Annotated in this window: 12 protein-coding genes; 6 read left to right on the plus strand and 6 right to left on the minus strand. The window is 47.8% G+C overall.

Annotated elements, in window-relative coordinates; genetic code table 11:
- Positions 1 to 65: 65 nt before the first annotated feature.
- Positions 66 to 1,415, minus strand: a complete 1,350-nt coding sequence (locus tag C7Y71_RS06575) for an acyloxyacyl hydrolase (RefSeq protein WP_111898969.1) — start codon at positions 1,413 to 1,415, stop codon at positions 66 to 68.
- 117 nt (positions 1,416 to 1,532) lie between these two features.
- On the opposite strand from C7Y71_RS06575, the gene C7Y71_RS06580 reads away from it, so the two are divergent.
- Positions 1,533 to 2,117 (plus strand): 4'-phosphopantetheinyl transferase family protein, encoded by a 585-nt coding sequence (locus C7Y71_RS06580; protein ID WP_111898968.1) that lies wholly within the window; start codon positions 1,533 to 1,535, stop codon positions 2,115 to 2,117.
- A gap of 794 nt (positions 2,118 to 2,911) precedes the next feature.
- On the opposite strand, the gene C7Y71_RS06585 is transcribed toward C7Y71_RS06580, so the two are convergent.
- The 5 genes from C7Y71_RS06585 to miaB form a co-directional block, all read right to left on the minus strand.
- Complete coding sequence (locus C7Y71_RS06585; protein ID WP_111898967.1) at positions 2,912 to 3,553, minus strand: Crp/Fnr family transcriptional regulator; 642 nt, start codon at positions 3,551 to 3,553, stop codon at positions 2,912 to 2,914.
- Positions 3,554 to 4,018: 465 nt separating this feature from the next.
- A complete protein-coding gene (locus C7Y71_RS11825) occupies positions 4,019 to 4,186 on the minus strand; it encodes a hypothetical protein (protein ID WP_193215861.1) in 168 nt (55 codons plus the stop codon).
- Entirely contained in the window at positions 4,183 to 7,158 is a 2,976-nt protein-coding gene (locus C7Y71_RS06590; RefSeq protein ID WP_151908890.1) for a leucine-rich repeat domain-containing protein, read from the minus strand. Before C7Y71_RS06590 ends, C7Y71_RS11825 begins: the two co-directional genes overlap by 4 nt.
- Before the next feature lie 1,715 nt (positions 7,159 to 8,873).
- Positions 8,874 to 9,503 carry a Crp/Fnr family transcriptional regulator gene (locus tag C7Y71_RS06595; protein ID WP_111898388.1) on the minus strand — a complete coding sequence of 210 codons (630 nt, stop codon included), beginning with the start codon at positions 9,501 to 9,503 and terminating at the stop codon, positions 8,874 to 8,876.
- A 341-nt stretch (positions 9,504 to 9,844) separates the two neighbouring features.
- The gene (miaB, locus tag C7Y71_RS06600; RefSeq protein WP_111898387.1) at positions 9,845 to 11,164 is read right to left on the minus strand and encodes a tRNA (N6-isopentenyl adenosine(37)-C2)-methylthiotransferase MiaB; all 1,320 of its coding nucleotides are present in this window, start codon (positions 11,162 to 11,164) and stop codon (positions 9,845 to 9,847) included.
- A gap of 615 nt (positions 11,165 to 11,779) precedes the next feature.
- Here miaB and C7Y71_RS11830 point away from each other — a divergent pair.
- The 5 genes from C7Y71_RS11830 to C7Y71_RS12120 all read left to right on the plus strand — a co-directional run bounded on the left by C7Y71_RS11830 (position 11,780) and on the right by C7Y71_RS12120 (position 15,611).
- Positions 11,780 to 12,016 carry a hypothetical protein gene (locus C7Y71_RS11830; RefSeq protein WP_193215862.1) on the plus strand — a complete coding sequence of 79 codons (237 nt, stop codon included), beginning with the start codon at positions 11,780 to 11,782 and terminating at the stop codon, positions 12,014 to 12,016.
- A 49-nt stretch (positions 12,017 to 12,065) separates the two neighbouring features.
- Complete coding sequence (locus C7Y71_RS06610) at positions 12,066 to 13,541, plus strand: tetratricopeptide repeat protein (RefSeq protein WP_111898386.1); 1,476 nt, start codon at positions 12,066 to 12,068, stop codon at positions 13,539 to 13,541.
- Between the two features lie 18 nt (positions 13,542 to 13,559).
- The gene (gene aroA, locus C7Y71_RS06615; RefSeq protein ID WP_111898385.1) at positions 13,560 to 14,774 is read left to right on the plus strand and encodes a 3-phosphoshikimate 1-carboxyvinyltransferase; all 1,215 of its coding nucleotides are present in this window, start codon (positions 13,560 to 13,562) and stop codon (positions 14,772 to 14,774) included.
- 237 nt (positions 14,775 to 15,011) lie between these two features.
- On the plus strand, positions 15,012 to 15,464 hold the full coding sequence (locus C7Y71_RS06620; protein ID WP_111898384.1) for a phospholipase: 453 nt from the start codon (positions 15,012 to 15,014) through the stop codon (positions 15,462 to 15,464).
- 21 nt (positions 15,465 to 15,485) lie between these two features.
- Positions 15,486 to 15,611: a hypothetical protein gene (locus C7Y71_RS12120; protein WP_262883947.1), complete on the plus strand. Its 126-nt coding sequence runs from the start codon at positions 15,486 to 15,488 to the stop codon at positions 15,609 to 15,611.
- Positions 15,612 to 15,636: the final 25 nt, after the last annotated feature.

Below are 15,636 nucleotides of genomic sequence, written 5' to 3' on the forward strand. Positions count from 1 at the left end.
CCGTCAAGTATGTCGCCGTCAAGTATGTTGCCGTCAAGTATGTTGCGACTGAGTCGCAACTCTCATCAAATATCAATGCCTAACACCAACTCCGAATGCGAAGCCTTCCCGGCATGTGCCTTCACGTTTATGCCTAAGAAGAGACCTGTCTTGCCGGGTATATTGTATTTCATGCCGATGCGCTCATAGAATTTTCTGGTTTCTTTTGCATCAGTGGGACCCATGTGCCGCAACGCATAAAAACCGAGCGCCAATGTCATCGCCACGTTGCCATAATGCACCTCGTGCTTGCCTGCTATACCGATCTGCCAGGGTATGTGGCGCGTGCCATGATAGCCGTGCATACGGTCGATGTAGTGCAGACGGAAGGCTTCTTCGGCAAAGAGCACGTCCACACCGATGCCGGAAGACCAACGCCGCGCATAACGGCACATCAGGTCAGTCTGCCAGCCATAGCACATATAGAACCTGTTCTTACCGCCATGGCTGTTTATTTCCGGCACACCGTCAGCACCCGTGCTTTCCATGATAGCCTTGAAGCCCATCACGCCGGAGAGTCTGAGATATAGCGGAGCACCGAACAGGGTCGGGCGGTGGAAGTTCTTGCGCGAATCTGCGGCATAACGTCCGCCACCGATGGTACGGCCACGGGGACGGTTGTGGTTGCTCCACGACAACTCATGCTCACGCATCCGCGTGTCTCGGTAAATCAAACCCACCATAGGGGAAAAGAAATTGATACCTTTGTTGGGCTTGTACATGGCGCCACAGGAGTTGTGGGTATATTCTGCACCTATGCGCGCACCCCATTCAGGCGCAAAGAAGAAAGTATAGTGAACACCTGCGCCGAAATAGAAATTCCAATTGGAACCTATCATCACGTTGTCAACGTTGTCTTCCGTGTTATAGGTCCGAAGGGCGTATGAAGCACCTATGTTGATGCGATAGTCCACCTGCCAATGGTTCTTACGCACGATAGGACGCTCAAAGAAACCATATACCGACACGATGTTGCCCAACTGCGACTTGTAGTCTGCCGCTTCCCATTTTTCACCCGCTTCAGGGGTTGGCATGCGGTGCAGCGTCACCGCATCATAGTCGCCCTTGCGAACACCCACACCGAAAGCAGGATAGTTGTAGTCCTTGGCGTAGGGGTCGTTGTCGCTGGGACTCGTCTGGTACCTCAATTCTCCGCCAAATGTTACTGCATTGTCGTGAATTACCCAGTCTTTCCCGTATTTCGATATGTGCATCACCTTGCCGGGGGCTATGTCGGCACCTATGCCCCAATGCCCGAAAGTAGAGTCGGGAGGAGTGGCACACACCGCGGAAGCCATGCCAAACAACATGACTGAAAGCACAAGAAGCGCCATGGCTGTACCGCTTTTCGGCAGGAGAGTCCTCTGAAATGTCATAAACCTCAAAAGGGAAACGTAATTCAAAGGGCAAAATTAACTTTTTTACTCAAAACAGCCAACACTGCCCGGACGATATTTGAAAAGTCGTCCGAAAAAAACTAACTTTGCACCACCATGATTCTTATAGACGAACACATCGACCGGATAGACATTTCCTCCTCGCTGGAACTACTTCCGCCAGAGCGCCGGGAAAAGGCTTTGGCATATCGCGACGAGTTGCAACAGCGACAGTGCATCGGTGCATGGCTGTTGCTCAGAAAGGCGTGCAGCGAAGTGTTCGGACTGAACGAAGTGCCGCCCGTAGCAGTAGGTCAGCATGGAAAGCCTTATTTCCCCGCCATGCCCCGGCTGCATTTCAACCTGAGCCATTGCCGCGTGGCGGTGGCTTGTGCAGCAGACCATGTACCGGTAGGCATCGACATAGAGTGCCCGCGAAATTTTTCAGACAACTTATTGTCATACGTCTGTTCGCCGGAGGAACGCAGCAAAGTGTTGGCAGCAGAAAATCCCCAGCTCAGTTTCGCAGAACTGTGGACAAAAAAGGAAAGCCTCTACAAACTTACCGGAGAAGGCATCCGCGACAATATAAAGACCATATTGGCAGAACGCACCGACATCTTTTTTGAAACACACACCCACACCGCAGGCAAATACGTCTGCACACTTGCCAGATACGACAGAAATAAAGTTGAGAGTTGAAAGTTCTCACCACTATCCGCGTCATCGCCGAGCGAAGCAATGGCATAAATTGGCGAAATAGAATTATTGGTGTCCGGTAAAAGTTTTATGGACATAGTCATAAGCCTTTCTGTTTGGGTGTTTTATGGGTGGTGTAATCTATGGGGGCTTACTCTTTGACTTTGTTGCGTCCGTTTTAGTGCTCTGAATTAGGCTGAAAGCCTTACTGCTCATAGCCCAAGGCAACGCCTTGGGTATATGGAAGTATGAGTATTTGCGTCCTGAAAGGACAAAAGCCATATTATTAAATAAATGCTAATCTCGTTTCTGCTTTTGCACTTACAGTGCGCCATTGCCATTGACCTTATCCCCCAGGGCGTTGCCCTGGGCTATGGGCTTTACGGACTTTCAGCCCGTTTTAGCGGACAACAATGAAATAGAATAATATGACCATAAGCGACTAAGCCTTCGCGTTCATTAGCGTCCTTCGCGTTTAAACCTCGCCACAACTTGTATTCACATGCCTCTATAAGAGTTCTTTCTCCGCTCCTATTTTTTTACCGGACACCCCTAAAAACAAAAGAACAGCGTTTCACAACGCCGCTCTTTCTGCGGGAAGTCCTCTGAAAACTTCCCTAAAAAAACATAACTTATTTAAACTAATAAACTAATTAACTAATTAAAAATATAGTAATAATTGAACTTCTTCATTTTTTACAACTTAAGGGGTGTTCTAAAAATTAGATTTTTGCATTTGATTGCTTTGATGCAAAGATAGGCTACGGTAAGTTAAAAGGCTGTAACATATGTTACATTTACGCTTTTTTAACAATTTTCCGGAGTTCTATGCCGTCTGTCGTACGTTCAATCATGCCTTCCGCCTTAAGTTCGGACAACACCCGCGAAAGCGAGGTGCGTGCCACACCCATAAACCTGGACAGCGCTTCCACGTTTTTGATCTTCTTGTGCACCTTCAGATACTCCGTCACCCGCTCTTTCAGCGAGAGAAGCGCCACGTCGTTGAGAAGCCTGCCAAGGTGCTGACAACGGTTGGATATCATGCTGATGTAGTTAAACATCAGTTGCTTGTCGTGGTGAAGCCAACCAATGAACGTGGCGCGGTCGATATACAGAACGGTACATTCCGACTGTGCAACCACATTGACGGGGAACTTGTTTACTTCTGAAAAAACAAAAGCGGCTGCAAGAATAGTTGGTCCGTCGTAGGTGTCAATAATCATCTCCTTGCCTTCCTGATTCGACATGGTGGTATGCACTGTGCCTTTAACAAGCATTGTGAGGTTTATGCAGTCGTCGCCTTTATGCGCAATAATGGCTCCTTTGCGGTGATTGCGCAACTGATATGGAGAGCCTGTCATGAATTCCTTCAGGTCGTCTAAATCAAAGCCCTCGAAAAGCGGAGTCGGCTTTATCTGTTCTATCAACTCTTCCTTCATTTCCTGATTGCTTTTTATTTACCCTTTCTTTACTCTATATCCTTGAGAAAAAGAATAAGCCCGCCCCGCATTTGAGGCGGGCTTATGAAAACCCCAACCGTTATAGCGCCTCACAAGATTAGACTGAAAAGTTATTGGTTATAAAACTATGACAAGTCTAAAAAAATGATTGGGGTTATTACCTTTTGTCTTATTTGTCTTCTACTAACAAAGGTTGAATCCTTTTTACTTGTTAATACTGAATTTCGAGAAATTCTTGCTTTGCAAGCGAGCAAACTCGGTTACGTGGTTTGTTTTTTCAGAACATATTCGTGGTTATTTTTTCAAAAGAGAAGGGCGTTTCACAACGCCCCCCTCCTGAGGGGAATCACTCTGAAAAATTCCCAGAATAAACATAACTCTAAAAAATATTTATATAGTAACTTATGAGAAATACTCGTTTCCTGTGAAAGGACTTTCCTGTTGTCAGTCCCAATAGCCGAAGCGATTGGGAGTATTGTCTTCTTCTTCTTCCCAGTCTGCTTCCTTCTTGCGGGAGAAGAAGTCGCCTGTGTCATAACTGAATGACAATACTTCGCTCGTCGTCATAGGAATGATGCGGATTGCAGGGCGCTGATATATCTTCTTTTTCATCGTATTACCTCCTTTCTGCCATTATGAATGTAAATACCTTTTTCTGTGGGACGACCGTTCAGACGGACACCATTGATGGTGTACCAACCGTCGTTCCTGTTTATTACTGCGGTGCGTATGTCGGTTGTGGTGTTCTCGTCGATGTCGTTGGTGAACGAGAAGAGCAGACCCGGGCTGTTGCTGTTTACACCGGCGTTTTCAAGTTCACCTATCGGAATGAACACACGGTGTGCGGGGATTACCGTACGGCTGGAGGGCCAGAAACCGATGCGCGACTGTGTGGTATAGCCTTCATCGCCAGAACCTGCGGGACGACCACGGCCGAGCGCAAGTACACTGTATTTTGTTACGGCAGAGTCGGTGAGCGCACCCTTGAAGATGTTGTCTGTAATCAGATGGCTGCCGTCTTCTGCCACACCGAGAGGTTGTGCCACACCGCCGTGGTTGTTGCGGTCGAAGGAGAACAGGCCGGTTTCTGTTGCACTCTTCACATATACGGGAGTATAGGCCGGGATGACTACTTCCGTGGCGCCTTCGCCAGGCACAAGGGGAACCAACTGCAACTGGTCTGCAACGACTTTCTCGTGTCCGCCGGAGGGCGTACTATAGATTTCTTCCTTCCTTATCTTTATTTTCTTGGCAATATAGACGGTCGTACCTTCGGGAACGATGGCATCATAGTCCAAATAGATCGTACCGGAGTAGAAAGGTGCATTACCTTCTCCAACAGAATGATTGTCTGCACTTGTCGGGTTCACGTACATCACGTAGGGGTAAGTCGTTACGGTTACGTTGTCCCTCTTCTTGCCGTTGGCAAGGCTGCCGCCGAGTGTTTCATCCCAGTTATCGCCGAAGAGCGCGTATTGGTATTTCATTTGTTTGCCGTAGAAATCCACATCCGCCTTGGTCTGTGCGCCGCCGCGGGCATCGTCGCTGATGTCGTGCAGTACCAGATAGGTCTTGCCGCCGCGCTTGATGACTTTATTGCGTGTCTTGTCGAAACCACTGCCGGTCCATGTGCCGAAGTAGTTGTCCATATCGGCATTGCTGATTGTGCTATTGTCTGTTATCGCTGGTGTTACACCATTGGGCAGTTCGATGCAGACTTTGTTGCGGTCGAACACTTTTACGTCCTTTACGGCACGCTGCATATAGGCTTTCACGCCGCTGGGCGTAAGGCTTGTGCAAGTGCTCAAATTCAAGGATGTCAAGGCATTGTTCTGACATTCGAGGGTTGTAAGAGCAGTACAGCCTGTGAGATTGAGTGTGTCGAGCAGACGGACGTTATCGCCACCTTGCGCGTTGCAGAGCAATTTCTTAACGCTTGAACATCCCGACATGTCAAGATTTGTCATCTTGTTGCGCGAGAGTTGGGCTTCCTGCAAATAGGTCAGGTTTGAGCAGTCAAGCGTGGTCAGGAGATTGTTGTTGGCATAGATTTCCTCTAACTTCCTGTTATTGGTCAAATCCAATGACTTTACCTTGTTGTTCGACATACGCAGACGCCACAGCTTCGTGCTTGCGGAAAGGTCGAGCGACGGAATTTTGTTGTTCCAGCAGTAGAGTTGCTTAAGTTCGTTTGCGTAAGGCAGTTCCAGATTAGTAATGATATTTTTTGAGCAATCAAGATAATTGAGAGACCGGATATTGTTGGTGCTGTTGTACGAAAGCGACGTGAGGTTGTTATTTTGACATTCTACACGTTCTAGACGTGAATAACTCGTATTCGAGTCGAATGTCAGGGTCTCCAACATATTATCGTTACAATATAGTTCTCTAAGAAGCGAACATCCCGTAAGGTCAAGTTCTGTGAGATTGCCACTATCGCAATTTAAGACTCTCAAATTCGAACAGTTCGTTACAAGCACGGCATCCAACTCCGGACAGCCTTTCGCTTCAAGAGTCTCTAACGTACGACTGCCTGTGGCATCTATTTCCTTTAAATTCGGGTTGCCTGTGCCATTCAACAGTAAAGTTTGAACAACATTGGAATTTCTTAAATACAAATATTCCAATGATGATGGCAAAGTAGGCATTTCTGTAGGTCTAAAGTGAACATAGGTATCTCTATACGAATTGTTATCAAATGAACCATTGATTCCTGACAAATCCAAAACCTTGAGTTTGGAAAAAGGGGTAAAATCCGGATAAAAAGAAGCAGTTCCATGATCGTTGTTTGTAAAATAATAATACATCATAGCAAAATGTCTGTTGTTTGCTAATATGAGTTCTTCTACATTCTGAAATATTTCAAGTCCGCGTATATTGCGGATACCAACGTAACTTGATGAAATTCCATATTCCTGAGGATCAAAATTGAGTGTTTTGGTGCTCAATACTTCGTCCTCAGTAAGAACAATCTTGTACAAATACCTGATTCTTTGCTGCAAAGTAACTGCATCCAGCGTACTAAAATACTCATGTTCTCTATTATATCCGTAACTCGAAATTCTTATTCTCGAAGAACAACTGAGTGCTGTTCTCATACTACCACCGTACGTGATGCGCAGATAATTATAGCCATAAATCCTCTCTGCAAGTCTCAAGCGGAGAGCATCATTATCAAAGTTTGGTATAATTATTAATCTGTTATATAAAGGAGTCAAATTCGGGTCACCAAAATCATAAGGACCATAAGAATAACCAGTATAAGTATTAATGTCTTTTATAGTACCTGAAAGAGAAGCATACATAGTAAAAACATGTTCATCACTGCTCCAAGCATTGACGTAAGGTTCATTTTCTAAAATTACTACTTGCTCATAGTTTGAATATCTATCCCTTTTAAGGCCACACATAATGCGCACAAACTTCGTCCCTGCAGGAATACGGACGGAGTCGTTGGGGTCACTTGGGTTGTTGGGATTGATGCGGTACTGCGTGCCGTCTGAGACCTCCCATTGCACGGCTTGCACACGTTTCGGCACAAAGAATAATGCTGAAAGCATTAATAGAGTAATGATTTTTTTCATATTGCTTTATTTTTTATTTGTTAATTTCTTCTATTTTTTTTCGCGCAGTTATGACTGTCGGAGCAGTTTGATTACTCCGAATTCCTGCAAATTATTAAGCGTTATGATACTTTTACCGCATACAAAAAGCTTTCTCTAATCCCTTGCGGAGCAACAGAGAACGGCGTGGCGGCAAGGGTAGCAGAGAATGCAACCTTGCAGGCGTTTTTATATCGCTGATAATCAGCGAGTTGTGTAAATTGGGGGGGGTAAATTTTGACCTTACCGGTTCAAAATAAACGCCGGAAACTTCAAAAGTGTCTTGATTTTGAAGCCTTTGTGCGCACAACTGTGGCGCAGCGGTCTGGTGGATGTAATTTGCGCGGGTCATAAGTATCTGCGGGGGTTGTAAGATGTCTGTTCAAGTCGTTGACGCATGGTGCAGTTTTCTAGAATGTGCAGCGGCTTCGTCTTGCAGCTCTCGTAAACCTTGTGGCTCTCGTATTTTTTTAGTTAATAATTATTCTGAATTCTCTTAAATCCTTTGATTTGTTTTACTGTTTGTTTTTTTAGTCTTTTTGTTACTATTTTGTTAAATTTTGGATTTCACGCTGCAAAATTAGATTGCCAAAAATTGAAAGTCCGTTACATATGTTACATTTAAGGTTTTTTAACACTTTTTAAGAAAACCAATTTACCGAGCATGCTAAGTTGCGTGGTTCTGAAATTCTTGCTTTGCAAGCGAGCAAGCTCGGTTACATGAAATTCGTGGCTGTTTTTTTAAAAAAAGAACAGCGTTTCACAACGCCATTCTGTCTGAGGGAATCACTCTGAAAAAATTCCCGGAAAAAAACATAACTCTCAAAATATTTATATAGTTTGCATCATGAGTCATGACAACTGATTAGTTTTACCGATGCAAAATTAGACCTTCATTTATTAACAGCGCGTAGCACATGTTACATTTACGCTTTTTTAACAAATTTTTTCTTTTGTTGCCCGGTAAAAAACAGGAACAGAGAAAGAAATTCCATAGAGGTATGTCGATACAGTTGTGAAGTTTTAAACGCGAAGGACGCTAATTTAACGAACATAGTCGCTTAGAAATAGAATAAATAATCATAAACGACTAATACTTCGCGTTCGCTCGAACGCTGTTCGCTTGCCTTGCAAAAATTCGCGTCCTTCGCGTTCCAAAATATTTGTATGATTTGAAAAGATTTGCAGGATTTCTCGCCTTTAGGCGACTTCTTTAATTATTGAGAATGGAGTGCGCTGTCGCGCAGAAATCACACAAATCTGCCCAAATCTGACAAATTGACTTTCAAACGATTTGTATGATTTGAAAAGATTTGAAGGATTTCTCGCCTTTAGGCGACTTCTTTAATTTTTTGATACACTTTCAACCCCAGTGCTACGGCAGTCCCGGAGGGACGTAACAAGTTAGGCAGGGGTGAAAGGAGCAAAGCGACTGAAACCCCTGTTATGGGTGTTGAGTGTCGTGAGCCCGGATATGGGCGGCACAGAGTATAGATAACGCCACGAATTGCATAAATCTTTGACGAGAGTGTATCAAAACGAATGGAGTGCGCTGTCGCGCAGAAATCACACAAATCTGCCCAAATCTGACAAATTGATTTTCATACGATTTGTATGATTTGAAAAGATTTGAAGGATTTCTCGCCTTTAGGCGACTTCTTTGATTATTGATACACTTTCCATGCTTGCGAGCAGAGTTATCTTTCAATCAGCACTATGCCCTCTGTCGTCCGTTCTATCATGCCTTCCGCCTTCATTTCAGACAACACACGTGAAAGCGAAGTGCGTGCCACACCCATAAACCTGGACAGTGCTTCCACGTTTTTAATCTTTTTATGCACCTTCAGATACTCCGTTACCCGTTCTTTAAGCGAGAGAAGGCCTACGTTATAGAGAAGACAGCCAAGGTGCTGGCAACGATTGGATATGATGTTAATGAAATTATACATCATTTGCTTGTCGCTGTGCAGCCAACCTATGAACGTAGCACGGTCAACATGAAGAATGGTACATTCTGTCTGTGCAACCGCATTGACAGGATATTTTGTTGTTTCTGAAAAAATAAGTCCCGCCACAAGAATAAACGGTCCGGTATAGGTGTCAATAATTATCTCCTTGCCATCCTGATTGGAAGTGCTGGTGCAAACTTGACCTTCAACAACCATTGTGAGGTTTGTGCAGTCGTCGCCTCGGCGGGCGATGTAGTCGTCTGCTTGCTTATGGCGAATCTGGTGTGGCGACTTTTTCAGGAACGCTGCGACGTCGTCCATGTTGCAACCATGGAAAAGCGGAGAGCATTTTAGTTTTTCGATTATCTCTATATTCATTTTTGTGTATTTATAATAATCATTTTAACCGGTTGAGAGTGGAGAGTTCGCCACGAATGACCATATAATTTGGAACGCGAAAGACGCTAATTCTTGCAAGGCAAGCGAACAGCGTTCGAGCGAACACGAAGGCTTAGTAGTTTTATGTTTAGGGGGAGCTATAAATTAGTTTTTTTCTTTTTTATCAGTCTTGATGCTTTCTTATTTATAGAACACCCTTTATTCTAAAATTTTTCGCATACGCTCAACAACACGTCTCAAATTCTTGAAAACTATATATAACTCATGCCATTGCGGCAATAACTGTACCGCTTCAGAAACCTGAATGAAACACCTGATTTTCAGAGCGCTTCGCCCAGGAGCGTAGCCGAACTGCTGTCTGTGATTCTCACGCGCACGATGTCTCCCGGGCGGTATGCCTTGTGGTCGAACACCACCATCTTGTTCTGCTCGGTGCGCCCGCAGAGTTGTTCCCTGCTGCGTTTTGACGGACCTTCTGCAAGCACTTCCACTATCTTACCCACATCCTTCCTGTTCGATGCTGCGGAGAGTTCGTTCTGCAGGGCGATGAGTTCGTTAAGCCGGCGTATCTTCGTCTCTTCCGGCACGTCGTCCTTCAGGTTTCGGGCAGCATACGTACCGGGGCGCTCACTGTATTTGAACATAAACGACGAGTCGTAGGCACATTCGCGCATCAGGCTGAGCGACTGCTGATGGTCCTCTTCCGTTTCGCCGCAGTAGCCGGCGAAGATGTCGGTGGAGAGTCCGCAGTCGGGTATGATGCGCCGTATGGCTGCCACACGCTCGAGATACCATTCACGCGTGTATTTCCTGTTCATGGCTTTCAGCACCGTGTTGCTGCCGCTCTGCACGGCGAGGTGGATGTGCCTGCACACATTGGGCTCTTCGGCTATGACATGGAGCGTATCGTCGCTCATGTCCTTCGGATGGCTCGACGTGAAACGGATGCGCAGTTCCGGCACTTCCCGAGCCACACGCCGCAACAGTTCAGGGAACTTGATGGCTTCGCCGTCTTCAGGCACGAAGTTGTAAGAATTCACATTCTGTCCGAGCAGCGTAACTTCCTTGTAGCCTTTGTCACGCAGGTCGCGCACTTCCTGCAATATACTCTGAATATCGCGCGAACGCTCTCTGCCGCGGGTGTAGGGCACTATGCAATAGTGGCAGAAATTGTTGCAGCCACGCATGATACTCACAAAACCGCTCAGATTCGAACCGCAGAAACGCTCCGGTATGATGTCGCGATAGGTCTCTGAGTTGGAGAGTTCGATGTTTATAGCCTTGTGCCCTGCCTCCACCTGTGCTATGAGGTCGGGCAGTGTGAGGTAGGCGTCGGGACCTGCCACGAGGTCGGCATAGTGTTCCTCAAGCAGACGCTCCTTCACACGCTCTGCCATGCAGCCCAGCACACCGAGAATAAGCCGCCTGCCCTGCTTCTGCTCTGCATGAAGCGCCTCAAGACGGTGGATGATGCGTTGCTCTGCCTTGTCGCGCACGGAGCACGTGTTGAGAAACACGGCATCAGCGTCCTTGATGTCATCACACAGTTCGTAGCCCGCCATCTTCATCACGCTTGCCACTACCTCCGAATCTGCCACATTCATCTGGCAGCCGTATGTCTCTATAAACAACAGTTTCATAGTGCAAAGTTAGACAAATCGGGGCATATCAGCAAATCATGCAAAAATAACAGACTGAAAATCAATTTGTCAGATTTGAACAGATTTGTGTAATTTCTGCGCGACAGCGCACTCCATTCGTTTTGATACACTCTCGTCAAAGATTTATGCAATTCTTGGCGTTATCTATACTCTGTGCCGCCCATATCCGGGCTCACGACACCCAACACCCATAACAGGGGTTTCAGTCGCTTTGCTCCTTTCACCCCTGCCTAACTTGTTACGTCCCTCCGGGACTGCCGTAGCACTGGGGTTGAAAGTGTATCAAAAAATTAAAGAAGTCGCCTAAAGGCGAGAAATCCTTCAAATCTTTTCAAATCATACAAATATAATCGTATGAAAATCAATTTGTCAGATTTTGGCAGATTTGTGTGATTTCTGCGCGACAGCGCACTCCATTCGTTTTGATACACTTTCTATTCAGAGCACTAAAACTGACGCAACAAAGTCAAAGCATAAGCCCCCATAGATTACCCCACCCATAAAACCCCATTTTTCGGTCTAATAACTGATTTGGGCTCAGGTGTTCACGCGTTCACGCTTTTGGAATGTGAACACCGTGAACACCTGAACACCGTGAACACCATGAACGCTGTGAACACCGTGAACACCATGAACGCTGTGAACACCGTGAACACCGTGAACACCGTGAACGCCATGGCTATAACAACTATAGTAACTACAGAAACTATAGCGGCTATAGATGCCATAGCGGCTGCAGCAAGGATGGTGCGCCGCAGGGCATTTCTCTATTTCAATTTCTTTTCCTACCTTTGCCCCAAATATGGCTTTTTGCGAAATATTCATAACTAAGCCATTTTAAATAAAAAGGAAATAAACTAAAAAAGGTACATACACTACTATGGAAGAAATGATTAACGGCACTCGCCGCCCCGACGTGACGATTGTCAAACCGAAGCCCTTGCCCGAAGAAGAAACACCCAGGCAAGAGCCCGAAAAGAAACCTAAGAAAGGTTGTCTGAAACGTATTTTCAAATTCCTGCTTATTCTGCTGCTGATGGCGGCATCTGCCGTTGGCGGTGGTTATGCCTACTATGCTTACGACAAGGGTCTCATCGACCTTCCCTTCCTCAAGCATGGCACAGCCGACGAGCAATACATAGCCGACCTAACACGCAAGGCAGAAAACGGCGATGTGGCAGCCATGACGGAACTTGGGCGCTGCTACCTCAACGGCGAGCGTGTGGAAAAGAACCCCGTACAAGCCTACACCTGGTGCAAGGCTGCAGCCGAAAAGGGTAACGCAGAAGCCATGTTCAACCTCTCCACCTGCTACGCAGAAGGCATCGGCATCACCAAGAATGCGGCAGAAGCCTTCAAGTGGTGCGAAAAGTCTGCCAACAAGAACTACGTCAAGGCACAGTCGCGCCTGGGCGATTGCTACTATGAAGGCTTAGGCACCGCTCAGGACTACAAGAAAGCCGTGGAATGGTACACCAAGGCAGCCCAGCGCGAAGATGCCCGTGCACAATACGGTTTAGGCATCTGCTACCTCAACGGACAGGGCACGGAGAAAGACGAGAGCCTTGCCATGGCATGGTTCAGCCGCTCCTCGAAACAAGGCTTCGGTCCTGCTTCGCGCAACATGGGCGACATCTACGTGGCACGCTCCACCTCCGACTCCCTGAAGACCGACTCCGCAAAACTCGACTCAGCCCTCTACTGGTATCAGATGGGTTCTGCACAGGGCGATGCCTTCTCGCAGAACTACGTGGGCGACTGGCGCTACAACAAGGGCGAATATGCCCAGGCAGTGGAACTCTACAAGAAAGCCGCCGCACAGGGCAACCACGAGGCAGAATTCTCGCTCGGCTACTGCTTTGAGAAAGGTCATGGTGTGGAGAAGAACGTGACGGAAGCCCTTGCTCATTACCGCGTGGCAGCCGACCACAACCACGCCAAAGCCTTCTTCAACATGGGCTGCGTGTATGAAGAACAGGGCAAGAAAGAAGAAGCCTTCAAGTGCTACCAGAAAGCTGCCGACCTGGGCAACGCCAATGCCAAGAACAACCTGGCGTACTGCTACCTCGACGGTGTCGGCACGGCACGCAATGCCGAGCGCGCACTGGCACTCTTCCGCGAAGCAGCAGCCGAGGGCAACGACCGTGCGCTCACTAATCTTGGCGACTGCTATCTGAACGGCAAGGGTGTTCCCCAGGACTACAAGCAGGCGCTCGAATGGTTCCTGAAAGCCGCAGAAGCCGGCAGCAGTGATGCCATGAACCGCATCGGCGACATGTACGACCATGGTCAGGGCGTACTGCGCGACGTAACTCAAGCCGCCCATTGGCACAACCGCGCCAACGGCATAGAATAACCTGCAACAACCGATACATTGCAATTCAAGTCAGAACTGAGGGGACGCGTGGTGCTCCCCTCTTCAAAAAGCATAACCAACCGTGTGCTGATGCTCTCTGCATTGGCAGATACACCTTGTACCTTGCTCAACGTGAGCGACTGCGACGATGCGCGCGTGATGTCCGCTGCCATGTCGGAACGCCCCGAGCGCATCGACATCGGCGCTGCCGGCACTGCCATGCGCTTTTCCACAGCCTTCTTTGCTGCCCAGCCGGGTCGCCACTACATTTTCGGCACCCCTCGCATGCACGAGCGCCCCATCAGTGTCCTGGCAGATGCGCTCAACAGCCTTGGCGCAGACGTGCGCTATGCCGACCGCACGGGCTATCCTCCCCTTGTGGTATTGGGCCGCACACTAACCGGCGGCAGTGTGGAAATATCTGCCAACGTGAGCTCACAATACATATCTGCCCTCTTGATGATTGGTCCCATCATGGAAAAAGGACTTCATCTGCGTCTTACGGGCGGTATTATTTCAAGACCCTACATCGACATGACCATCAGCCTGATGCAGGCTTTTGGTGCTGAGGTAACATGGATTGGCGACCAGACCATCTATGTGAAGCCCGGGCGTTACCACCACGAAGGTCCCTTCGCCATAGAATCCGACTGGAGTTCCGCCTCCTACTGGTATGAAATCATGGCACTCAGTGCAGACAGCGATGCCCGCATAGAACTGCCCGGGCTGCACCCCAAGAGTCTGCAGGGCGACAGCCGTGTGCGCGAATACTTCGAAATGTTCGGCATTCAGACCACGTTCGATGCCGAAGGTGCCGTCCTCACCAAGATGCACCGCCCTGTGCCCGAGACCATTCAGATGGACCTCAGCGAACAGCCCGACCTGGCTCAGACCCTCGTGGTTACATCCGCCATGCTCCACCGCCCGTTCCACTTCAAAGGGCTACAGACTCTGAAAATCAAAGAAACCGACCGCCTTGCCGCCATGCGCAACGAACTGCTGAAATTCGGCATAAAGGTGGAAGTGCGCAGCGACAGTGAACTCCTCTGGGACGGCAGTACTACAGCCATGCAGTTCCCCCTCACCATCGACACCTACGACGACCACCGCATGGCGATGGCATTTGCGCCGTGTGCCATGCGCTTCCCCGAAATCGTCATTAACCACCCCGAAGTGGTCAGCAAATCGTACCCCACTTTCTGGGAGACGCTGCGCCCCTTCGTGAGAAATTGAAGAAGTTAACGCTTCGCTCGAAGTTAACGAAGTTAGCGAAGTTAACGACGATACGGTGGTACGATAAATAACAAAAGAAGGAAGAAAGAAGACAAAGTCATCAGCATAACCTAATGTCGTTAACTTCGAGCGAAGCCATAACTTCAATAACTTCAAAGAGAAAGAGGTAACGTCGTTAACTTCAAGCGAAGCGATAACTTCAATAACTTCGATAACTTCAATAAATTAAGAAATACCATGCTTCCCCTGGCACTACTTCTCACAGGCCTGATTGCCGTAGCCGTCATTGCCCATTATGTGAGGCAATGGCTCTTTGGTGATGCACCGGAAGTCGATGGTAATGATACAGACAGCGGCACTGCCGAGCAGGCAAATGAAGCGGGAAAAGACATACCTGCGCCGGATGCCGCGTGCCGCGGTTGTGCTGTCGAGAGCGAAGCCTGCTATGCCGACAAGATGCTTGGCGAACATGCGCTCAACATCGTGTATTACGACGACGAGGAACTCGACCGCTACAAGGGTATGCCCGCCAGTGCCTACACACCCGAACAGACAGAAGAATTCCGCGAAGTGCTCACCACGATGCGCACCGGAGAAATCGCCGACTGGCTCCATTCGCTACAGTTACGGGGCATAGAACTCCCCGACGACCTCAAGGACGAGGCAATTATGCTGATGGGCGGTACGTGAATCATTTAACGCTTTCTATTTTTGGAACGCGTAATCGAACTTGTTCGCTTGCAAGGCAAAAATGGACGCGGATTTAACGGACATTATCACTCTGTCCTGAATTATGCCATTGCTTCGCTCGGTGAAGACACGAAGGTTTCGCCGTGATAATTGTTAAGGGTTTTTTTTATAA

The sequence above is a fragment of the Pseudoprevotella muciniphila genome (assembly GCF_003265305.2).
Taxonomy (GTDB): Bacteria; Bacteroidota; Bacteroidia; order Bacteroidales; family Bacteroidaceae; genus Alloprevotella; species Alloprevotella muciniphila.